This window comes from Hwangdonia lutea, assembly GCF_032814565.1.
GTDB lineage: Bacteria > Bacteroidota > Bacteroidia > Flavobacteriales > Flavobacteriaceae > Hwangdonia > Hwangdonia lutea.
The window spans coordinates 3,325,531-3,347,275 of sequence record NZ_CP136521.1 but is presented as its reverse complement, the minus strand read 5'-3'; the positions used below and the strand labels follow the sequence as shown (position 1 = coordinate 3,347,275).

The window sequence follows — 21,745 nt, the reverse complement described above, 5'->3', positions numbered from 1 at the left end:
ATTTAGCTAATTTAATTCAAATAATGGTCAATAATCAAATAAACAGGTACTTCATCAAATATTTAATAAAGCTATTGTAAATATTACTTACAATTATAGTTAAGTAACTAAACACTAAATACCTATGAAACCCTTAATGATTCTTTTGGCATTATCTTTTACCGGATTATGCAAAGCGCAAACCATTTCCAGTGACGACACATTACACTTTGGCGCCGGCGCTTTAATTTCGGCAACCACTTATACCCTAGTTTACACCACCACCAAAAACAAAAAGAAAGCCTTTTGGTACAGTTTGGGCGCCGCTACCCTAGCGGGTCTTGCCAAAGAGGTTTACGATAGTGGCAAAGACAACAACCGATTTGATACCGGCGAATGGGGCGCCACGGCATTGGGCGGTTTAACGGCAAGCGTAACCATTAACCTGTTTGTTGGCAAGAACAAAAAGCGGAAAAACAAAACGGCACAAATTTTATACTAGCCTTTAACGATTTGCTTTATGGCTTCCACCATTTTTGAAGCCCGTGCTTTTACCTCGTCCTCAGTCCACGATAATTTGATTAAACAGGAAATATTTCTAGCGATATAATCATCTGATTTCTCAAAAGTTTTGGTTTGAAGGTATGCTAAGCCATTTTTAACTTCGGTAGAAATGGGATACAGGGTTTTTAAGTTTTTTAGATGATCCCATTTTCTAATATAGTGCCAGTTATTATCGAAATAATGGAAACAGCCATCGACACCATTGGTTTTAAAGGCTTCGGATGCTTGTCGTGCCATATCTAAGTTTGGTAAAAAGAAACTTAAAAAGGCATAGCTTTCCTCGCCACCTTCGGGAACGGTCCTAAACGTAACTTCCGGTATTACTGATAGCGCCTCGCGCAATATGCTGTAATTTCCTTTTTGAATTTTTAAAAATTCCGGTAATCGCTTTACTTGGGCTAATCCAACGGCGGCATGCAGTTCGGAAATACGGAAATTATAGCCTAAAAACGGATGGCTTTCTGCGCCTCTGTCGTTACCAACGTGGTCGTGACCGTGGTCGCTGTAATGGTCGGCATTTAAGTAATAATCCTTGTTATTTGTTATTACGGCACCACCTTCGCCACAGGTAATGGTTTTTACAAAATCGAACGAAAAGCAGCCCAAATCGCCGATGCTACCCAAGGGCTTGCCCTTAAAAGTACCGCCAATGGCTTGACAGGCATCTTCAACTAATAACAGGTTATGTTTGTTTGAAATGGCTTGTAAGGCTTCCATATTTGCCATACTGCCGCACATTTGCACCACCATAATGGCTTTTGTTTTTGGGGTAATGGCTTGCTCGACAGCTTCTGGGTTTAGGCCCAAAGTATCGTCAATATCGACTAAAATGGGAATGGCTCCCAGCATCATGATGGCCTCGAAACTGGCTACGAAGGTAAATGTTGGCATAATAACCTCGTCGCCCGCACCAACGCCTGCTGCTGCCAAAGCTACCGATACGGCTGCGGTACCGCTGGAAACCAGTTGTACGTGTTTGGATTGCAAGGTGTTTTCCAAGGCTGCTTCAAGTTCTTTGGCTTTCCAATGGCCGTTGCGCATGCCATCAAAACCGTAGCGCATAAGCACGCCGCTTTGTAAGACATCGTTAACTTCGTTTCGTTCTAAATCGCTGAATAATTCAAATCCTGGCATAATGTATTTTTCTTTATTGTTGTATGGGACGTTGGGTTTGCGTTAGGGATTGAGGCATTTGTTGGAGCTCTTTTTGTGTTGTTGCACCTATGCAACACAAAAAAGCGACTGCCGAAAGCCCGACCCTTGTGGTAACGCCCAAATAATTTATATTTCTATTATGGTTTCTTTAATTGGTTTTCTTACTTTTTTAAAATCGGAAAACATGTCGTCTTTTGCTCGGTAACCTACGGGGAGCAGTAGTACGGATTTTAATCCTTTGTCTTTTAATTTTAGTATGCTGTCGTATTTTTTTGAGACGAATCCTTCCATGGGGCAGGAATCTATATTTTCGATGGCGCAGATGGTCATTAAATTGCCTAGCGCAATGTAAGCTTGGTTTGTGGACCATTGTTGTTGCTCGTCGATGGTCATATTTCCCATGATTTCTACGAGGCCTTTTCGATAGGGTTCCAGTATTTGGTCTGGGGTGTTGCGTATGGCTTTTATGTTTTTGTAATAGTTGTTGACATCGAAATGTTGAATGTTGTCTTGGATGCAAATCACCAATAAATGTGAGGCATCCAATACTTGGTTTTGGTTGTATGAATGCTCTACCAAGGAAGCGCGAATGGCTTTATCTTCAACAATTACCAAACTTATGGTTTGTAGGCCATAGGAGGTTGCCGTTAAGTTAAAGGCTTGTTTTAAGATGTCGAGTTTGTTTTTGGATAGTTTTTTATCGGCATCAAACTTTTTGGTTGCATACCGCCATTGTAACTGTTTTATAGTATCCATATTTTTTGCAATGCTTTGGTTACAAAAATAAGGTTTGAATTTTTCTTTTTACCATGAAGTTGGATAAAATAAAAATTTCTTGAAATGAACTGCCTCGAGACAAAGCCCAAGAGGTTTATTGTTCGTTTTTATTTTAATCTTTAGGATGAAAAATAGAAATTTGATATTTGGATTCCCAATTTATCGGGAATGACAATTTTAGCGGAACCCCCGAGGCTGGCCTCAGGGATTTATTTGCGATTAAACTTATACACAGCGAGATAAAATTTATTTAAAAAAAGTGGATATTTTATTTGAAAGAATTAAAAAAGGGTTCTATATTTGCACCCGCATTCAGCGGATAGCTGATGAGGCACTCAAGGAGAAATGGCAGAGTGGTCGAATGCGGCAGTCTTGAAAACTGTTGAGGGTCACACCTCCGGGGGTTCGAATCCCTCTTTCTCCGCTGAAAGACCTATAATAGGCACCGAAAAACCTGTAAATCGTTGATTTACAGGTTTTTTAATTTTATTCAATATCAAATGACATCATTTAAATGCAGTCTAAAAGGGGCAAATTCGGTGTCACTTAAAATCTTAATCCAACTGACACCGAATGACTGTTAAATAATTGATATTCAGACACTTGAAATAGTGCCGATTTAATTATTTTTCACTACATTGAAGTAAATTTTAAATTCATTCGGTGTCAGTTCAACTCTCCATATTATTTTATATCAAAAAAAGTAAGGCTAATCTTCAAGGATATAGCAATATTTATCTTCGTATAACCCTATACGGTAAGCGGGCTGAGTGCAGTATTAATCGAAAAGTACATATTGATTTATGGAATACTAGATCGCAGAAAGCATTAGGCAATTCTCCAGAGAATCAAGAAATAAATAGAGAAATTGACTTTATTAAAAATAAAATCTACACCATAGAACAAAAACTTCAACGAGATGGAACAATGTACACCGCGACTCAATTACGCGATGTATACTTAGGCAAAGAAAAAACAAAAAAAATGCTTTTAGAAATCTTTCAAGAACATAATGACAAAGTTGAAAGTCTAGTTGGAAAGGATTTTGCTGCCGGAACTGCTGAGCGCTATCGTACTTGTAAAAAACACGTGGCCGCTTACATAAAGAAGAAATACAAGAAAAATGATATTCCTGTACAGGATGTGGATCATCAATTCATTACGGGGTTGGAATACTACCTTAAAACCACTCGCAAGTGTGCACACAACTCAGCCATCAAGTATATCACAAATTTTAAAAAGATTATACGAATTGCCCACGCGAACGATTGGATTGATAAAGATCCCTTCTTACATTGGAAAGGCAAACTTAAGATTGTTGAGCGCGAGTTTCTGACTGAAGAAGAAATCCAAAAAATTATATCACTCGAATTAAAAATGGAAAGACTGGACCAAGTGCGCGATATTTTTATTTTTTGTTGCTTTACCGGTCTGGCGTATGCAGACGTTAAAAAACTAAATAGAGGTGATATTAGTTTAAGTGCAGACGGTGAGGAATGGGTAAAAACAAAACGCTCCAAAACAGATACCAGAAGTAACATCCCAATTTTACCCATTGCTAAAGTTATCATTGAGAAGTACAAGGATAATGAACTGCTGATAGAAAAGGATTTGGTGCTACCGGTTCTAAGTAATCAAAAAATGAATGCATACATCAAAGAAATAGCTACCCTAGCAGGCATTACCAAAAACCTTACTTTTCATTTGGCCAGACATACTTTTGCCACAACGGTTACGCTTACCAATGGTGTGCCTATTGAATCCGTAAGCAAAATGCTTGGTCATACCAATCTGAAAACGACACAGCATTATGCTAAGATTTTGGATATGAAAGTGAGTAAGGATATGGCGATTTTACGATCGAAATTTAAGTAACATATTAAAGTGGCTGCCCGTAGTCTTTGTTCCTAGAATCAAATCTTCTCAGATTATCCAGATGGCCAGAAATTGGACTGGTGTATTGCTCCTTTATTTTAAAACCTTTCTCGACATAATTTTTAGCGCTCTCTTTCCAGTTTTTTATTTTAAGTCCCCTGCCAAGTGTCCAATTCTTAGCCTGGTAATAGGCATAGAATTTTTTCCCTTCAATAACTGGCCAATTATTTTCTTTAAAAAAATTTAAAACAACTAGTTCATTTTTTGGCCTTGCCAGTTTATTTAAGTTTTCTATTGTTTTATGTTTATAATAAGGTACCAAATTTTGGCCTGGTTCTGGTACGCTGTTGGCCAATTTTTGACCATCTGAGCTAAAAAAAATGGACATCTGAACTTTTGAACCTCTAGCTGGATGATACGACGGATAGTAATGCAAATATTCCCAATCATTCAGGTCTTTAAGATAATTATGATAGGTCGTTTTTGATTTAATCTTTGCTTTTTCCATAATCCACTCCCTGTTTATGGTAATAGTCTTTTTGAAATATTCCCGGTTCCATTTCTGAAAGAATGCCAGATACAACGTGATATGCCCCTGTTTAATCCTGTCATCATTATTGAAACGCTCAAATGCTTCGTTGAGCTGGATGATGTAGTTTACTTTTTTCATTGCTCATTATCATTAGTGTCCAGATATTTCTTTTCCCGATAACGGACTTCATTCTTTTCTTCGACATATTTTTTTTCAAGTATCAATTTCTTTTTGGGTGGTTCTGTTTGCTCAAAAAGGGAATAAAGCATTGCAACAGTTGGTTTAGTTTGGTTCTTTTCAATATCTTTCATTATAGCAATCATTCCATTCATCCGTTTCTTAATGAGTAATGAAATTCGCTTTTCTAAGGTTTCCATATTTGGTCCTATTGACTCTACTGGGGAAATTCCATTTTCCTTAAAAAAGTCCATCATCAAGAGCAATGTCATCGACTGGGATTTTGACAATATTTTACTAAATTTTCTAAATTCATTAGCCACAGATCTTTTGATTTTTAAAGTTTCAAAATCCTCTTTTTCATACCCTTTATCCATAGTTTTTAGTAAAATTAGTGCCTGCTTACGGCGGTTAACAAATGTTTTTACTAAAAAGTAGTGTTTATATTCAAATTCAAAAAAAGAGAAAAACCTTGTAAACCCCTATAAACAGTATGTTTATAACAAAATCGAATAATCGTAACAGGGCGGATGCCTGTTACCCTCTTGCTATTCGATTCCTTCATTTCATTTCAGGATCTTCATACTTTTCAACTAAAGCTGAAAAGCTATTTTGGGTACCTTAAACACCATTGTTTTTTTAGTAATAAATGGAAGTTATATAATTTTAATTATTTGACAATCATATTTTTAAGGTAATTTGTAAATCCATTATAGATGGTTTATATTGATATAATTTGATACGCTTTGTCCTTTAAAATCACATACTTATTATATCTTGAGCGTTTTCCTTTTCATTTGATATGGTATTCTATGTTACTGTATAATTACCGCTTTTATTTGTGGCAAAATGATAGAGATTAGGGTTCAATTCAATTTTATTCACTTACTTCCCATAGCGCTATCGCCGTTACCTTTTCGGTAACCGGCACTAAAATCGTGAACGAGTAAGGACTTATAAATAAGGAGCCTGCCCTGAGCGTAGCCGAATGGGGCGACTGGTTTATGCAGTTCGTCTCGGGCAGAATTTTAAACTTTGTGTAAAAAAGGTTGTGGTATCTTTTTGCTGGGCGAACGCTGTCGCTTTTTCTGCGACTGGGTTCAAGATCACATAGTGAACCTCTTTTCTCGGAATGAAGCTTTTCGCAAAATGCAGAGGAATGGGGTGGAACGGTTAGTAATTACTACACAAACTTGGTGTTATGAGCCTATTAGGAATATTATTCAGCTCATATTTTGAGGTGATTATTTAATAATTTATCACAATTCATCAATATAGTAAATTTCTTTTAGGTAAATTTTTGCACTAGCTTATCTTTTCATTCTGTTCTGTAGAAAATTATGATAGTTTAAGTGATGTAATACTTTTTACCCTTTATTTGCTGGATCTTTTTCTGCCCAATAAAGAAATTGTCTTGCCAGTTGTTCATCGGAATTGTTTGAATAATCATCAAACTCACTAAAGTCATCTGGAACTTTTAAGATCGATGCTACTTCGCTTATTTTGAACACTAATTTTTGTGAATCCACTAATTCAATAATCAGGTTATAAGCCCTTTTCCCTATCAAACCTCGTATTTTTCCGTTCCAAAAATTCACAAACAGTTTTAAAAAATGACCTATCTGTTTTAAATCTATAAGCCTCTTAAGAAGGTATCTTTCTAACTCATCCGGATTACTTTTCGACCAAAATTGATGTAAATAGTATGGATTGGTGTCTAATAACTCAAAATAAGTTTTTCTCTTAAATGCAATGATTCTATTTTTTACAATTTTCATCAATTCATCAGCAATCTCTATCGGAAAGGAGCTTGCTAAGATAGACGCAAATGAAAGCGCAGTAGCTAGATTTGTAGTTTCGCACAGCGATTCTATAGCCTTAAAATGTTCGGTATCGGATTCTTCCAATCCAGCTACTAATTCATTGATTACTTCATAAATGCCGATGTTCTCACTTTCGTCAAGATCACAAGTCTCATTATATTCATTTAAAAAATAAAAGAGTTCTACAGGAGTTTTACCAGCATCTTTTGGATGCCGCATTGTTTCTATCAACAATCTCAAAACACTTACATCATTGTCTGCGTTTTCTTTTAGTTTGTCGTAGGTGGCTTTTGCATTGGTAAAATTTTCATTTTGAATATTCTTGACCAGTTTTTCCATCCCCAAGATAGAAACTTTCCTAACAATATGAAAGGAAAAATATTTCTCGTAATGATCAGCGTGCGAAATTCTTTTTTCCCTATTCAGTTTTTCTACGGGTTCTTGTTTTTCACTACCGAGATAACCTACAGTTCCGCTCTTATCAACAGGGAATATCATTTCAAGAATAGTAGAATACTGCTCATATTCCTTCATTATACGATCACGATTAGTTTCACTCTCTTTCAGTAAATCAGCGGGATTATTTAATATTACCCGACTTTCAAAAAACATACTTGAATTTAATATGGAGCCAATCGTTTTAAGTTCTTTGAATAATGCCGGACATTTAACTTTAAGATATTCAACCCAGAACAAATCGTGAACATTTACTTCTTTACCGATAGCGAACAAACTGTACGTAAATGAATTGATTACTCTAATAGCTTCTCGTGGGTTGGCAAAATCGCACAAGTGAAGGCTTCCCTGTAGCATATTTTTCTCTAATAAATCGACATATTTATATTGATCAAAAGTTTTGTCCAAGAGTTTAACCACAAACTTTTTTCGGTCAATTTCTTCAATAAGTGGTAATGATATAGGAATATTGACAATTTTCTCTAAATACTTTTGCCCATCTTCAGAAGCTGTTCCAAACCGATGGTATATTGAATTAGCAACCATATCAAAATCCATACACACGACAAATACAACGTGATGAAATCCTGCGGTTAGTTTAATAAGTTTTAAAATGGTAAATAGCTCATCTTTATCTAAACGGTCCAGATCATCAATAAAGACAACTAATTTAATATCTGATTTTTCTAAAAGTTTGTTGATCTGTTCTTTGAGCTCTATTAATCCATCGCCAGAATTAGTTAAATCTTCTCCGAGTCTTTTAAGTATTTCTTCCGGCTCTACGCTTACCCCCAAAGAGGCCATTTCACCCAACCCAATTTTACCACTAATTCTGACAGATTTCAGGTATTTTGAATACTTTAAAATTGCGTCACCTATTTTTTTAAAATTACTCTCTGATTGATAGAAACTTTTCTTCATCTGGTTCAAGAAGTCAAACAGCATCTCTTCCGATCCAGAGTAAAGCCAAGGGTTGTATCGCATTTTAATTATGCGACGGTCATTCGTTTTTTCTGTAAAAGATTCCAAACCTTGAAACAGCATATTACTAAAGGTAGATTTGCCGCTTCCCCAATGTCCATCTATGCCTATGACAATACTTTCTGTTGAATTTGAAAGTCCACGGATGATATTTTGAACTTTTTCTGCATATGGTTTGAAGTTGAGCAAATCCTCTTTGGCTGGTTCAAAGGATGTATTAAGTCTGGGTATTTCCATTATTTCTTATTTTTAATCATTTCCTAAATAATACCCTTGTCTCCTCAATGGTATCTAGTATCTCAACAGCATAACAGACAGGTTTTTTTGGGGTGGAACGGTCTGTATTACTATACCATCCTGATATTATGAGCCGATTAGGAATGCTATTCTGCTCATATTTTGGGTATTTTGAGGTGATTAGACGAATTAAGCTATTTTTTTAGTCAATTTACTCGAAAGCTCTTTGTCAAAATTTATGTCTTTTGCCTTTAATTCTTCTTTAATAGAATCTTTAAACTCTAATTGGTTAACAAGATTCTTATGCCTGTTTCGATATTGTTTAAACAAATCGTCCCAGGTCATTGCATAAATCTCACATCGATCAATGGCGTGAACTAAAAACCTCTTTGCTTTTACTTCTTGGCTTTTGTAAAGGCCATCGATATAGTCATCAACTGTTGTGCCTACGATAATGAATTTCCATTCTCTTAGTTGGCTATTAAATTGATTTTCGGACATTATGAAATTCATATAGTCTTCAATCTGGCGATATTGCTCTTTACCTATCACCACACTTGGCCTTTTCAATTCTACCACGATATTTTCTTCTATTAGACCGTCCTCTGAGCGTTCATCAGCTCTATCAGATTTACGGCATATCAACAGGTCTGGTCGTCGTAATTTCTCTGCTTGATTTAGGTCACTTATTTTAGGCTTCTTGTCGTTGTTTTCTTCTATGAACTTCAGATAATTACTTAGAGTTGCTTCAAAGTTTTGGTCAGCCGAGACTAAGTGGTACTTCTCACCAAATAACCAATAATTATTTTCTATTACCTTTTGAATATGATCTCTTTCATTGGTAAACTTATTTAGGTCGTACACCATAATTTTCAGCACCTCGACAGCTTTGTGGCGATTTTCAAGTAACCGAACCAGATTTAAAATATGAGAGAATTTCGTTTCATTAAGTAGTCTTGCAAGTTCATCACGTTCCTCATCAGATAACTTCACTATGCCATCAATGATCATTAGTATTTTATCCCTTTCCTCACTATCCAAGAGCAGATTTAAAAACCCTACCAGCGTTTTACTTTGTGTAGGTTTTAAGCTTTTAAATATTTTAGGTTCTGTACAATATAGTTCCTTTACAACATTTTCAAGGTCCTGTTTACGTGCTTGATCGTATGCGTTGTTTTTGAACTTAGGTATTATATTTTTTTTTCGATATTCAACAATCAAGGCTTCCGCTCTGTTTTCTCGAATGAAGTCTTTTTCCTTTTCTGCCACGTAATTTTTAAGGTGACCTTCTAATGCTTTAAAAGCACCATCTTGTTGATTCTTGTCTATTGCTGAGAGGTCTTTTTTTGTAGGCTTGAAATCATCAAAATAGGTCGACTCGATATACACCGAATGGTGAAAGTCAATAGCGCCGTTGTTAAAAGATGTATGAAGCCTATGCTTCTCTATCCGCTCATCATCCAAAAAATAAAAATAATACTTGTCTCCAATTTTTTTTGACCATCGGACGAAACTAATCTTGAAGTCATTTTCAAGTATTGTAATGTTAGTAGTTTCTCTATCATCAATCACAATCGAATAGTCGAGACGTTTCCCATTTATAGTTATATAAAAATCTCTATCCTTGTTTAACAACAGGAACCATCCAAATTCGCCAGCTAAAAACGCATAAAATGCTTCATTCTCTAACTGATCTCCATATAAATTAAAAATATCTTTGATGTGGACTGTAGTACCAGTTGGTTCTTTTACAATTTTACGGTCTTCAGATGTAGCATAGTCTTGGCTATTAGATTTTTTGATTTCAATTTGATAGCGTAAGTGATTGTCTTCTTTTACAAATACGGTGTCCCATACTGCTGTCTGTGCGAAAGTGGTAAACGAAAAACGGCCTTTGCCTTTTTTGCCCTTTACAAATCCTGTTTTTGCAAATGTTTTTGTTTTTTGTGAATCTTGGAATTTACCAAATGTGTTATCCAAATCTGAAAAATCTATTCCTTTGCCATTATCCTTGATAGATAGCTCTGTCAAATGTCCGACTTCATTTCCTACATAAGCTACGTGAATACTCGAAGCACCCTCATCAAACCCATTCCATATATACTCAGCAATTGCTTTATACCCTTCTGAAAGGCCACTTTGTTCAATACTTTTTGCTGTTATTTTTGAGGTATGCTTTTTCATAAATTTTTTAATTAGCAATTAAAGGCTTTCCATTCTTAGTAACTATATCTATTATATTCTTTTTTTAATCAAATAAAAAACCAAATTTCTTTCATACTCATAACTGGATTCCTCCTTCCACCAATTCCTTAAAATGCTCAAATACCATAACCATGGCTAAGGTGTCTAATTCGCAGTATTTAAGTAGGGCAGATGTTAGCTCGTCTATTTCAGATTGTTCCATATCTGTATATTGTAACTTACCATAAGCTGTTAGCGCAGCGCCACCATCGGCGATGTCTTCTATTTCAGATAAAGTACATTCTATTTCCTCTTCGCTCCAACCTTCAAAAACTGAGGGCAATATTTTATAAGGGCTTTTTACGTCTCCATTATTGATTTCTAACCAAATATGATGTTCTGAAAAATTCTTACTTGTTACATTAATTTCATGTAAAGGTTGTGCGTATTTCGCTTGTAAAAATTCACTCGAATTTAAAGCTGCTGGTAAGACTGCCTTAATTGAATTAGACCCCTTGGTTAATGGATTATAATAGAATCGTTTCTCCACGTCCCATAAATCGACCATATCTCTATCTCCTTTCCATTTAGTAACACTGTCGTTTTTTGAATGAGAAATGTGTTGTATAAAATTAATCAGTTCTACTTTGTCTTCTTCATTAGAAGCTAATAACTGAACATAGATCACATTTAAAATAGTATTTTCATGGTTAGAATACCTGAATATAGATCCTTCATCATTTTCTAGTGCCTTTTTTAAGGCTCTTACAAATTCAAAATTAGGAAAAAATCCTGTTTTGTTATTTATGTATTCGTTGGCGTGTTCTATACGACCATTTTTATAATATATATGATGTGAAAACTGAAATGCCACTTGCTCATAAGGTCTTAACCCTTTATTAAAAGGCAAAGCCACGGTGCTGGTTTCAAAATCAATAAAATGCAAGGGGTACTTCCAGCTATCCATTTCTGCTTTTAAACCATCTTTATCTACAAATAGCGATTTGTCATTTTTTACCGCTTTTTCTATTTGTAGTATTTGCCTGTTTGTTCTACTCAGTTTTCCAGCTTCTATTTTTAAATTAATATGATCTTCTGTGAGTTGATCTTTAAAAAATATTCCTTCATCAAATAGTTTATTACCTTGTGTGAAATAATAAATATCGAAAATATTTTCTTTATCAAAATCGGTTACTGTCCATTGGTGTTGTTTGGTGAAGCAATCTTTAAACCCTGATTTTAAACCCTGCTCTTCTTCTTCATTTGTACATTTAAATTCGCAATCTCTACAAGCCGAAAAGCACGTAGGCCAATTGGCATAGTTATCCTTGATATAGGTTTTTTTAAGAAAATTTATAGATTCTAAAAACGTTAAATTATTATGATATTTATATTTGTTTGACGCTATATCTGCCACTAATTGAGTAATATTTTTTCTACCTAAGACAGGATCTCCCGTTTCTGCTAATGTGGTTACTTTTTTAGTTATTCCTGTTCTATTTTCTCCTTTATTGGTAATTCTAAACAATTGATTTAAACCATCAATGCTGGCCGTTTTAGATTTATCGGCCATCATAAGGTATGATTGTATTTTCCAATCTGGAAAACACAACTGCATCACATATTTTTGGAAAGCGATATCGAATAAATACGGCTTCCAACTAGCAACCATACCGCCTCTTTTACCTACAAATAGATAATCATCATCTGGAGTAAAAGATTTAGATTTTACTTCAATAAGCTCAATGTTACTGCCTTTTTTTACTAAAACATCTACTCTAATAAACAAACCATCCACTAAAAAAGCGGGTTCGTAAATAACTACGTTTTCTTGCTTTAATAATTCTTGTGTTTGTTGCCATAGGAGTTCGTAATCGCCATCATTACCTTCAATAAGCACCCCGTTTGGGTAATGCATACGTGCTAGTTCTTCAACCTGAAAACCACCTTGTGCCAAGGCTTGTAAAAATGGGTCTTCTTGCTTGGTATTGGCATATTCTTTTTTACGTGTATAGTATAGCTTATTAGGGCATTCAAGCCCTAGCTTAAAACGTGATTTTGTAAGTAGTTTCATAGTTAGTAAATTTAAAGCCACGGTATATTTAATCGTACTCTACTTTGACTCTACTTTCTCTTTTGATTTAGACTTCGGAGTTGGTTGAATTCCTGATCTTAAAGCGGTTTCATCCTTAATTGTCATAAAAGGCTCATATAATTTTTGATAACCTCTACCAATCACACCCTGAAATTGATATACATTAGGATTTGAAGTGCTTTTCATTCCGCCCTGCAAAATATGTTTTTGAGATATTCCTGGATACAAATCAATATAAAAAATATTCTTTATTCCTAATTGAAAAGCCTTTTTAGAACACAACTCACATGGGGAAGCTGTAGTAAACAAATTGCCTTTATGTAAACCTTGACCTCCATTTTTAGCAATTTGCAACATGGCATTTTCTTCTGCGTGTAATGACCTTGTATGTACTTGATTATCTACGCCTTCATATTTGTTATGAAAAGTTTTAAAACAAAAAGCACATGGTCTGCCTTCTAAATTGGCATTTAAATTATCAGAAGCCTTACTGTAATCATCTTTTATTTTTTCATTAAAACTTTTCCCATCATCATATTCATGTTCTGTATCACCTAGTTCAAATTGCGTAAAATCCTTTTCCTTATTATTCATTAAATCTCGTAAATCTCTATTTGCACAAGGTGCTTGTCCCTGTGGCACATCATTCCAGCCAATGCCTTTAACAGAGAAACTAGAATCCGTTACTACTGCACCTACTTGTCTTGAAATACAACCAGAATTTAACTTTGTAGTATGTGCAATTTGCATGATACGTTCAATGTATGTTGGTGTAATTAAACCAGGTTGTTGGATAAGAGCTATAAGTTTTAATATCTGCAATGAAACAGGTTGGTACACATAAAATTCATTTGTTTTTTCTAACTCCTTTCCTTTTCTTTTCTTAGCAGCATTTAAATATTGAGTTATTATAGTGTCATTATCTTCAACTTTATTTAAATACGTATGATAATCTGCCTTTTGAACACAATTCTCAACATCGAAACTATCAAAAATTCCTTTTTTGAATTCACCTACCTTGTATTCTGTTTCATCTAAATCTGAAATCAATTTTAAATTCTCCTCTTTATCCGTTGAGAATTCTTGATCTTGATATTTTTCTTTAATTCTTTTTTTTCGTTCCGTTTCATTACAGTTAGAAGCAACCATATAAAAGCCTGAATACTTTTCTTTAAAGTACATTAACTCATAAGAATTTTTTAGCCTATCAATAATTACATGGGCAACTTTATCGTTATTTTCATCTTCTGAGGCCTTTCTATGAATTTTAATTAGACGATTAATTGCATTTGCAATACTATAAATATGACTTAATCCTAAATCTTCGGAATCATCTTTAATAGTTTCTATTTCCAAGGTACCAAACCTCCTTAAACAGTATGCAGTTACATGCATCAGCTTATGTCTTAAGAATGGACTATAAGCATCTAGTTGTTTGTAAAATAGGTTTGCGAATTCTTTATAGTTTTTATTAAAGAAGAAATTATCTTCTGATTTTTCTAAGAATTCTAAAAGGTTATCTTCTTTAAAGGTTATGTCTAGTTTTTCTAATGGTTCTACAATAGTCTCCTTAAATTCTGTTTTTAAAAACTTGTCACTTCCGTTTGCAATACCAACTGTTCCTCCAAATCGAGGTGTGATAAATTTGTCTTTTTCGGAATAATCATCTTTATAGTTTCCTAAACGACATATCCAATTAGAAAGGTTTTCAGCAAATTTTTGTGAATCGTTATGATAATTATGATGCAACATAAATAAGAGTAATACATTTCTATAATCTAGAACATCAAACTTTACCCAATTACCGTCATGCTGAAAGAAGTCATTTATCCTTCTTATTTTACTAGCTTCGCTATCACTTATTCCTTTATATGTTTCTTGAAAATCAAGAAAAAATTTCATCTGTTCTTTATCTAGATTTTCTTGTTTTAAAAAATCTACAATTACATCTGAACCAGAACGCATTTTCCCTGTTAAACCTAATAAAATAAAGTTTTTACGTAGTTTGTAAAAATTATTTAAACTCATATTATATTAACTATTTTTATTTTTATCACAAGCCTCAAAAAATGATTTTAGAAGCTGTTAAATTTCTTTTATTTCGCCGGTATTTACCTCATCAAACCTATTCATTAAATCAAAACAATCTGACTCTATCGCTTTCCAGATTTTGCCTGTATATCTAAAGTTATAGTATAAAGTATCATAACCATCTTTTGAATTATTACACAACACGACTTCTAGCCTATCCCAACGTTTAATCTCTAAATTTTTATCGAAGGCTTCGGGTGTGTTTAGGGTGTTTACTAATAGCGTTTCATTAATATCAAATCTAGGGTGCAGATGATATGGTAAGATTGGTTCTCCCATAGCTTCTTCGTTTTTATCTTTGTTGTACCTGTGCAACACCCAATAATGGTTGAGGTCTTCAATATCTACATTATCATCTACACAAGTACAAAACTTTATATTATCTGAAATTACACACATAGCTCTTCTTTTATTTCAAATACTTCCCTTAAAACACTCTGCATTAACATCTCACTATGTTTTTGGCTTTGTTGTACTTCTTGCTCTAAAGCATCACATAAACCCATTAAAGCATTTACTTTATCTACAATGGCTTTTTGTTCTTCTAGTGGTGGAAATGGAAACAACATTTCACTAAGAAACTTAGTATTAATATTAGGAAATGCTGCACCAAATTTTGCATCATTCATATGATTATATAGCTGCAAGTAATACATTAGATGAAATTGATGGTCAATTGAATTACCTATAATTCTAACCATAGCTAATCCATCATAAAAATACCCATCAATACCTGTAAGGCAACATTTGCCTGTCGTCGAACCACTAACAGCAACAATCAGTTCATTTTTTTTGACATATCTACTGAATTTAGTTCCTAGTTCAGTTAAGTACTCCTCTGTATCTAGCAAAATATTATTTTTAGAATACTTAGAAATATCCTTAATTGAAATCCAATGGTTCTTCGTTTTCTTGTCAGAAAAATATAATGGGTCACCTTTTGGTCTTGGTGAAGAACCTCTTTGAATATCAGTTACACTTCCCATCCTACACCAAACCCATCCGCCTGCTGGCGGAAGTTCATAAGGAATTTCATCTTTGGTAATTGGTGGTAAGACTTTTTCCTTTTTTATTTTTTTGTCTTTAATGAGTTGTGCTTTTTCTTCTTGTATGCGTTTTAAGAGTTGGCTGGCGTGATGAGATCCTTCGGCAAACTCAGGATGACAAGAACGCCAATCTGCTGTTAGTTTTCCTTGTACTGCTAATTGTAAAACGGTTTCTCGCAACTTTTTAATGTTGGTGGTTTCATTAAAAAAACTTTTAAAATGCTCTTGTAAATAGGTCCATTCTTGTTTTGCGTTATTGGTTGTAAGTTGGTGTAATGCAGATGTTACAAAGTCTTCTTTTAAACCAATACGTTTTACCGTTAATTGCTCTAATTGTTCTACCTCTTTAAAAAGGGTTTCTACTACGTTTACAATTTCTTTTTGTTCTTCTAGTGGTGGTAGACCAAAAACTTGAGTTCTTATTTTTACTTTAGATATATTTGGTTGTGCACCACCTTCACCTTGATTGATAAAAGTATCTTTTAAACCTTTTAAAAGTAAATGCAAAAACAAACTTGTTATACAACTAAAAGGTGTACAAGCACATACAGCTTGATTAGTTGTTCCTACAACTTGTAAGATTCCTGTTTTCCCGATAGTAGCTCCATACATAGCTATTAAAACATCTCCTGGATTATTTAACCTAACGGATGTTTTTTCAAGAGCGAGTTCCGTAATTTTCTCCTTTGACTCATAATCCATTATTGTATTATTCAGTTCTCCTGATTTAAACCAATTTATTTCTCCACCATAAAATGATGAATTTGAACGTAAAGGTGTAGAACCTGCTCCCCAATCACCTATTTCACCAAGTCTTACAGTTTCCCAACTATCAGGAAGATTGACTATTAATTCTTCTTTTTTTACTTTAGAAAGAGGTTTTTCTTTTTTAATTTTCTTGTCTTTAATTAATATTTTCTTCTCTGATATTAATTCATCAAGAAGTTCCGAAGCTGATTTTATATTAGAATTTTTTATTCTCCAATTTGATGTTAATTTCCCTTGAATTGCCAATTTCAGAATCAATCCTTTTAATTCTTCAGCATTTTTAGGACGAAGGCTTAATTCTTTAAAGTGTTGTAGTAGTTGCATATTACTTTAAAGCTTCAGTTAATACATTTATAATTTCGTCTTGTATGCTAGAAATTTTTTGTTCTGTAGTTCTATATTTTTCTAAAATTACTTCTGGGCTTTCCAACGTATCTACTTCTTGGTGTGGGTTTTTAATATCTAGATTGTAGTTACGCTTTTTAATCTCTTCAATAGATACTTTCCAAGCGTATTCATTTTCTACACGGTTGTTCCACCATTTTTTTTCTACATCAAACTCTTTAATATTAATGGGTTTCGTTTTGTTATAGCTCTTGGCTCCTTTTGGGTATTGGTGTTCGTAATACCAAACGTATTTGGTGGGTGTGCCTTTTTCAAAAAATAATAGATTGGTTTTAATACTGGTGTATGGGTTAAATACACCATTGGGTAAACGTACAATGGTATGTAGGTTACATTTGTCTAACAGCTCTTCTTTAAGGCGTGTTTTCATTCCTTCGCCAAACAAAGTACCATCTGGTAATACAATAGCGCAACGTCCGTTATTTTTTAAGAGCTTAATAATTAAGGCTAAAAATAAATCGGCGGTTTCTTTGGTTCTAAACTTTTTAGGGAAATTGGTTTCGGTACCATCTTCTTCTACACCACCAAAAGGGGGATTAGAGAGTATAATATCTAACTTGTCTTTAGCGCCCCAATCTGCATAAGGTTTGCTTAGTAAATTATCTCTACGCACTGCTGGTAAATCGAAACCGTGTAACATTAAATTGGTGGTACACAGTAAATGCGGCAATGGCTTTTTCTCTATACCCTGTATGGATTTTTGTAAGACGTCTCTATCCTTTGAGTCTTTAACTTGACCTCTAACAGATTCTATAGTACAGGTTAAAAAACCACCTGTACCGCAAGCAGGATCTAATACGCTTTCACCTAATTGCGGATTTATCATATCTACCATAAACTGCGTTACGGCTCTTGGTGTGTAATACTCACCTGAAGAACCTGCAGATTGCAGGTCTTTTAAAATGGTTTCGTAAATATCGTTAAAGACGTGGCTTTCTTTAGAGTCGTTAAAATCAATTTGGTCTATGACGTTGATGACTTGTCGGAAAAGTGTTCCGTTTTTCATAAAGTTATACGTATCATCAAACACCGAACGTATAATTTTAGCCTGCGGACTTAACGTAATATCAAGTTCTTTTAATGCAGGAAACAGTTCGTTTTCTATAAACTCCATTAAAGCATCGCCTGTTAAGCCTTCATCGTCTGCAGCCCAATTTTGCCATTTTAAGTGTTCTGGTATTGGCGATTCGTAATCGTCTATGGTAATTTCCCATTCTTCTTCTTTATCGGCAAATATTTTCATAAAAAGCATCCACACCATTTGCGAGATACGTTGTGCATCGCCATCTACACCTGTGTCTTTACGCATGATATCGCGTATGCTTTTTATGTTGGTTGTTATGTTACTCATTAATTATGATTTGTTTTAACTCGTCTACTGTGTAGTATTCGTTTTGATTGTTTTTTCTGTGAAGCATTCTATGACAATTCGCACACACTAATGCTAAATCTTCTAATTTCGTGATTCTTTCTCCTTGATTAATAGGGATTCTATGATGACATTCTATAAACCCATCACCTAAATCTGGATAGGTGTTAGAGAAATCGAAAGTACAGCATTCGCATGTTGGTTTTATTACAGACGCTTTTTTTTTCTGAACTAAACCTCTATCTCTTTCTCTGAAGCGATGCATCGCATAATTCCATTTTCCTTCTTCACTTTCGACATTATCTAAATTTTCATCAATAAGACTATCAGATAATTCTAAAACATATCTTTTAAAGACACCCTCTCTAAAAAAAGGTTTGAAAGCATTCCATATTATTTTCTGAATATTCTCCTTTGAAGTATCCAGATTCAAATATTCAATAGGATAAGTATGACCTTGATTAACTCGACCTAAACCCAATGAATCAGGGCGTAGCACTTTTTGTGTTTTTGCCAGTATTTTCATTTTTCTTCCCCAACGGTGTTTAGGGTTTTTATCAATACAGTCTAATTCTATATCATCAACAGGACTTAATAAATGTGTAAAATGAAATTGTTTACTAGTATTCATTTTTTGAAAAAGCACAACAACATCTCCTTTTTTTGGAGTCATAGCAGGCGTTGGGATATTAGTGAATGCTGATGACCAATGCAAAATCATTTCATCATTATCTTCATCAAAATACGCCCAGTTATCTCCTCCTTCGCGTTTTACATTGCGCACCCATTGTATATCTTTATAGCTAAACATTAAGCAATATTATAAATTTCGTTTTCTAATTCTTTAATGGCTTGTTCAAAATCTTTTCGTTTACCAAAGGCTCTTACCAACTCTACAGGTGAGCCCATTTGGCTTAACGGTTGTACTTTGAGAACAGACCCTTGTTCTATAGAGGTGATGCCCTCGTGTTCGTATTTATCTAGTAAGCTGTTTAATACTTTTTGTGCGGTTTCGCTGTACTTTGTGAAGTAGTTACGTTTACGTACGTTGTTGGCGCGCTCTTGCCGTGTAAGTGCAGGTTGGTCGAAGGCAATATGACAGATTAAATCGAAATCATCTAAATCTTGCCCTACCTCTTCACGCAAGGCTTCTAAAAGTACGCCGTGTTCTGCAAGTTCTTTGATGAGTTCTTCTTTCTTTTCTGACTCGTTCCATCTTTGAATAAAATCGTCTAAGGATGCAAACTCTTTTTCTATATTCTTTTTAGAATAATCTTTTAAGGATTCTGTAATGAGTTTTCCATCTTTTCCGTAATACTGTACGCGCTCATTAACAACAGACACAGGGATTTGGTTCACGTAAAACTTCCGTACCACCTCTTCGTCATCGTCAATATCTATATTAGGTTGTGTTGGTCTAAAACCACCCAAACTTTCAGGTTGGTTATCACCTTGTGCTGTTTCTGTTTCATCATCTGGTGGAATGACTGTTTCTGTGGGACCAGGTTCGTAAATTTGAACAGGATCACCATCAAAATCTGGTCTTGCAAAGATGTTGGTGGCTTTTCTAAAATCCATAATAGTAAAAAAGACTTTGCCTTCTGCTTCTCTAATTCGTGTGCCTCTACCAATAATTTGCTTGAACTCCGTTACAGATTGAATATTGGATTCTAACACAATAACTTTTACCATTTTGGTATCAATCCCAGTGGTTAGCATTTTGGATGTGGTGGCGATCACAGGAAAGCGTTCTTCGACGTCTGTAAAATTATCGAGTTCTTGTTTACCAACCTCATCGTCTCCGGTTATTTTTACGCAATAGTTCCAATGCTGTGCAACTAAATCGGCGTTTTCATTAAATAAGGCTTGGCGCATTCGGTTAGCATGGTCTATATCTACGCAAAAGACAATCGTTTTTGCAAAGCGGTCTGTGGCTTTTAAATACTCGGTAATCTTTTTAGCTACTAGTGCTGTACGTTCATCAATAGCTAAGGTTTTATCGTAGTCTTTTAAATTGTAAATACGGTCTTCTACTTCGTTACCGTATTTATCTAGCAAACCTGCTGTTGGTCTCCAACCTTCATCTACGTTGGTTGTAATACGCACCACTTTATAAGGTGCTAAAAAGCCATCATCAATCCCTTGTTTTAGAGAATAGGTATATACAGGCTTTCCAAAATAATCCATATTAGACACATCTTTGGTTTCTTTTGGAGTGGCTGTTAATCCTATTTGCGTTGCGGTATCAAAATACGTTAGTACATCTCTCCAAGCTGAAGCTTCAGAAGCACTTCCTCGATGACACTCATCTATAACAACGAGATCAAAAAAATCACGACTAAATTCTTTATAGGCATTTTTAGATTCATCGTTACTGGTCAATCCTTGATAAAGTGCAAAGTAAATTTGATAAGACTTATCAATCTTTCGGTTTTTAATGATGTGCATAATATCATTCCCAAACGGTGAAAAGTCTCCATTTTTGGTTTGCGTTAATAAGGCATTTCTATCGGCAAGAAATAAAATCCGTTTTTTAACACCTGTTTTCCATAAGCGCCAAATAATATTAAAAGCAGTATACGTTTTTCCTGTACCTGTGGCCATGACTAAGATAATTTTGTCTTGTCCTTTGGCAATAGCTTCTAATGTCCTATTAACAGCATTTTGTTGGTAATATCTAGGCGTCATGCCGCTATCATCCGCGTAATAGTCTTTTTCTACAATGTCTTGCGCCTCTGGAGTATCAATATTAGTGTGCTTTAAATACTTTTTCCAAAGCGTTTCAGGTGATGGGAAATTATCTAAAGTGAGTTCTTCTTCAATGAGGCCATCGGTTCTTGTTTTATCATGAAAAACAAACGAATCTCCATTAGACGTGAATACAAAAGGGATTTGTAAAACCTCAGAATATTCTAAGGCTTGTTGCATTCCGTGACCAACAGGCTTTTTATTGCTTTTAGCCTCAATGATAGCAATTGGAACATTGGGCTTGTAATATAAAATGAAATCTGCTTTTTTACTTTTTCCTCGAGCGTACATTTTTCCTTGAACAATAATACGTCCGTCAGTAAAAAAAACCTCTTCTCTAACTTGGGTACGCATGTTCCAACCAGCTTTTTGAATAGCCGGATTGATATATTTACTACATATATCTCTTTCTGAAAGGTCTTTTTTATTCATTTATTCTATTTTTCCAAGAAATTATTTCAAACTCCTATATACTTTTACATG

The 21,745-nt window shown here is 34.6% G+C and carries 15 protein-coding genes and 1 tRNA gene; 3 read left to right on the top strand and 13 right to left on the bottom strand.

The features are described 5' to 3' along the window. Positions 1-124 precede the first annotated feature (124 nt). Positions 125-481, top strand: coding sequence for a hypothetical protein (locus RNZ46_RS14425; protein ID WP_316982871.1), 357 nt, complete (start codon positions 125-127; stop codon positions 479-481). On the opposite strand, the gene RNZ46_RS14420 is transcribed toward RNZ46_RS14425, so the two are convergent. Both RNZ46_RS14420 and RNZ46_RS14415 read right to left on the bottom strand, forming a co-directional pair. After that, a complete protein-coding gene (locus tag RNZ46_RS14420) occupies positions 478-1,677 on the bottom strand; it encodes a DegT/DnrJ/EryC1/StrS family aminotransferase (protein ID WP_316982870.1) in 1,200 nt (399 codons plus the stop codon). The genes RNZ46_RS14425 and RNZ46_RS14420 overlap by 4 nt on opposite strands. A 147-nt stretch (positions 1,678-1,824) precedes the next feature. Further along, positions 1,825-2,454 (bottom strand): NAD(P)H-dependent oxidoreductase, encoded by a 630-nt coding sequence (locus RNZ46_RS14415; protein ID WP_316982869.1) that lies wholly within the window; start codon positions 2,452-2,454, stop codon positions 1,825-1,827. A gap of 360 nt (positions 2,455-2,814) precedes the next feature. Here RNZ46_RS14415 and RNZ46_RS14410 point away from each other — a divergent pair. Together RNZ46_RS14410 and RNZ46_RS14405 are read left to right on the top strand one after the other, a co-directional pair. Further along, positions 2,815-2,899: transfer RNA gene (locus tag RNZ46_RS14410), tRNA-Ser, on the top strand. A 239-nt stretch (positions 2,900-3,138) separates the two neighbouring features. Then, positions 3,139-4,350 carry a site-specific integrase gene (locus RNZ46_RS14405; protein ID WP_316982868.1) on the top strand — a complete coding sequence of 404 codons (1,212 nt, stop codon included), beginning with the start codon at positions 3,139-3,141 and terminating at the stop codon, positions 4,348-4,350. Positions 4,351-4,354: 4 nt separating this feature from the next. Here the strand turns inward: RNZ46_RS14405 and RNZ46_RS14400 are convergent, their stop codons facing one another. From RNZ46_RS14400 to hsdR, 11 genes are all read right to left on the bottom strand, one after another. Continuing rightward, a complete protein-coding gene (locus tag RNZ46_RS14400; protein WP_316982867.1) occupies positions 4,355-5,020 on the bottom strand; it encodes a hypothetical protein in 666 nt (221 codons plus the stop codon). Next, a complete protein-coding gene (locus RNZ46_RS14395) occupies positions 5,017-5,436 on the bottom strand; it encodes a BfmA/BtgA family mobilization protein (protein ID WP_316982866.1) in 420 nt (139 codons plus the stop codon). Before RNZ46_RS14395 ends, RNZ46_RS14400 begins: the two co-directional genes overlap by 4 nt. Before the next feature lie 990 nt (positions 5,437-6,426). Then, on the bottom strand, positions 6,427-8,556 hold the full coding sequence (locus tag RNZ46_RS14390) for a KAP family P-loop NTPase fold protein (protein WP_316982865.1): 2,130 nt from the start codon (positions 8,554-8,556) through the stop codon (positions 6,427-6,429). 189 nt (positions 8,557-8,745) lie between these two features. Next, complete coding sequence (locus RNZ46_RS14385) at positions 8,746-10,740, bottom strand: ATP-binding protein (protein ID WP_316982864.1); 1,995 nt, start codon at positions 10,738-10,740, stop codon at positions 8,746-8,748. Positions 10,741-10,837: 97 nt separating this feature from the next. After that, positions 10,838-12,814, bottom strand: a complete 1,977-nt coding sequence (locus RNZ46_RS14380; RefSeq protein WP_316982863.1) for a DUF2779 domain-containing protein — start codon at positions 12,812-12,814, stop codon at positions 10,838-10,840. Positions 12,815-12,853: 39 nt separating this feature from the next. Next, complete coding sequence (locus tag RNZ46_RS14375) at positions 12,854-14,863, bottom strand: hypothetical protein (protein ID WP_316982862.1); 2,010 nt, start codon at positions 14,861-14,863, stop codon at positions 12,854-12,856. A gap of 57 nt (positions 14,864-14,920) precedes the next feature. Next, a complete protein-coding gene (locus RNZ46_RS14370; RefSeq protein ID WP_316982861.1) occupies positions 14,921-15,325 on the bottom strand; it encodes a hypothetical protein in 405 nt (134 codons plus the stop codon). Further along, positions 15,316-17,064, bottom strand: a complete 1,749-nt coding sequence (locus RNZ46_RS14365) for a restriction endonuclease subunit S (RefSeq protein ID WP_316982860.1) — start codon at positions 17,062-17,064, stop codon at positions 15,316-15,318. The genes RNZ46_RS14370 and RNZ46_RS14365 overlap by 10 nt, the downstream gene beginning before the upstream one ends. 1 nt (position 17,065) lies before the next feature. After that, positions 17,066-18,496 carry an N-6 DNA methylase gene (locus RNZ46_RS14360; protein ID WP_316982859.1) on the bottom strand — a complete coding sequence of 477 codons (1,431 nt, stop codon included), beginning with the start codon at positions 18,494-18,496 and terminating at the stop codon, positions 17,066-17,068. Next, on the bottom strand, positions 18,489-19,325 hold the full coding sequence (locus tag RNZ46_RS14355) for an HNH endonuclease (RefSeq protein WP_316982858.1): 837 nt from the start codon (positions 19,323-19,325) through the stop codon (positions 18,489-18,491). The genes RNZ46_RS14360 and RNZ46_RS14355 overlap by 8 nt, the downstream gene beginning before the upstream one ends. Beyond that, positions 19,325-21,694 carry an EcoAI/FtnUII family type I restriction enzme subunit R gene (gene hsdR, locus RNZ46_RS14350; RefSeq protein WP_316982857.1) on the bottom strand — a complete coding sequence of 790 codons (2,370 nt, stop codon included), beginning with the start codon at positions 21,692-21,694 and terminating at the stop codon, positions 19,325-19,327. Before hsdR ends, RNZ46_RS14355 begins: the two co-directional genes overlap by 1 nt. Between the last annotated feature and the right edge of the window lie 51 nt (positions 21,695-21,745).

What these genes read in the sequence shown, in the direction of transcription:
- RNZ46_RS14425 (WP_316982871.1), top strand. Translation starts at nt 125, where the DNA reads ATGAAACCCTTAATGATTCTTTTGGCATTATCTTTTACCGGATTATGC.
- RNZ46_RS14420 (WP_316982870.1), bottom strand. Translation starts at nt 1,677, where the DNA reads ATGCCAGGATTTGAATTATTCAGCGATTTAGAACGAAACGAAGTTAAC.
- RNZ46_RS14415 (WP_316982869.1), bottom strand. Translation starts at nt 2,454, where the DNA reads ATGGATACTATAAAACAGTTACAATGGCGGTATGCAACCAAAAAGTTT.
- RNZ46_RS14400 (WP_316982867.1), bottom strand. Translation starts at nt 5,020, where the DNA reads ATGAAAAAAGTAAACTACATCATCCAGCTCAACGAAGCATTTGAGCGT.
- RNZ46_RS14395 (WP_316982866.1), bottom strand. Translation starts at nt 5,436, where the DNA reads ATGGATAAAGGGTATGAAAAAGAGGATTTTGAAACTTTAAAAATCAAA.
- RNZ46_RS14390 (WP_316982865.1), bottom strand. Translation starts at nt 8,556, where the DNA reads ATGGAAATACCCAGACTTAATACATCCTTTGAACCAGCCAAAGAGGAT.
- RNZ46_RS14385 (WP_316982864.1), bottom strand. Translation starts at nt 10,740, where the DNA reads ATGAAAAAGCATACCTCAAAAATAACAGCAAAAAGTATTGAACAAAGT.
- RNZ46_RS14380 (WP_316982863.1), bottom strand. Translation starts at nt 12,814, where the DNA reads ATGAAACTACTTACAAAATCACGTTTTAAGCTAGGGCTTGAATGCCCT.
- RNZ46_RS14375 (WP_316982862.1), bottom strand. Translation starts at nt 14,863, where the DNA reads ATGAGTTTAAATAATTTTTACAAACTACGTAAAAACTTTATTTTATTA.
- RNZ46_RS14370 (WP_316982861.1), bottom strand. Translation starts at nt 15,325, where the DNA reads ATGTGTGTAATTTCAGATAATATAAAGTTTTGTACTTGTGTAGATGAT.
- RNZ46_RS14365 (WP_316982860.1), bottom strand. Translation starts at nt 17,064, where the DNA reads ATGCAACTACTACAACACTTTAAAGAATTAAGCCTTCGTCCTAAAAAT.
- RNZ46_RS14360 (WP_316982859.1), bottom strand. Translation starts at nt 18,496, where the DNA reads ATGAGTAACATAACAACCAACATAAAAAGCATACGCGATATCATGCGT.
- RNZ46_RS14355 (WP_316982858.1), bottom strand. Translation starts at nt 19,325, where the DNA reads ATGTTTAGCTATAAAGATATACAATGGGTGCGCAATGTAAAACGCGAA.
- hsdR (WP_316982857.1), bottom strand. Translation starts at nt 21,694, where the DNA reads ATGAATAAAAAAGACCTTTCAGAAAGAGATATATGTAGTAAATATATC.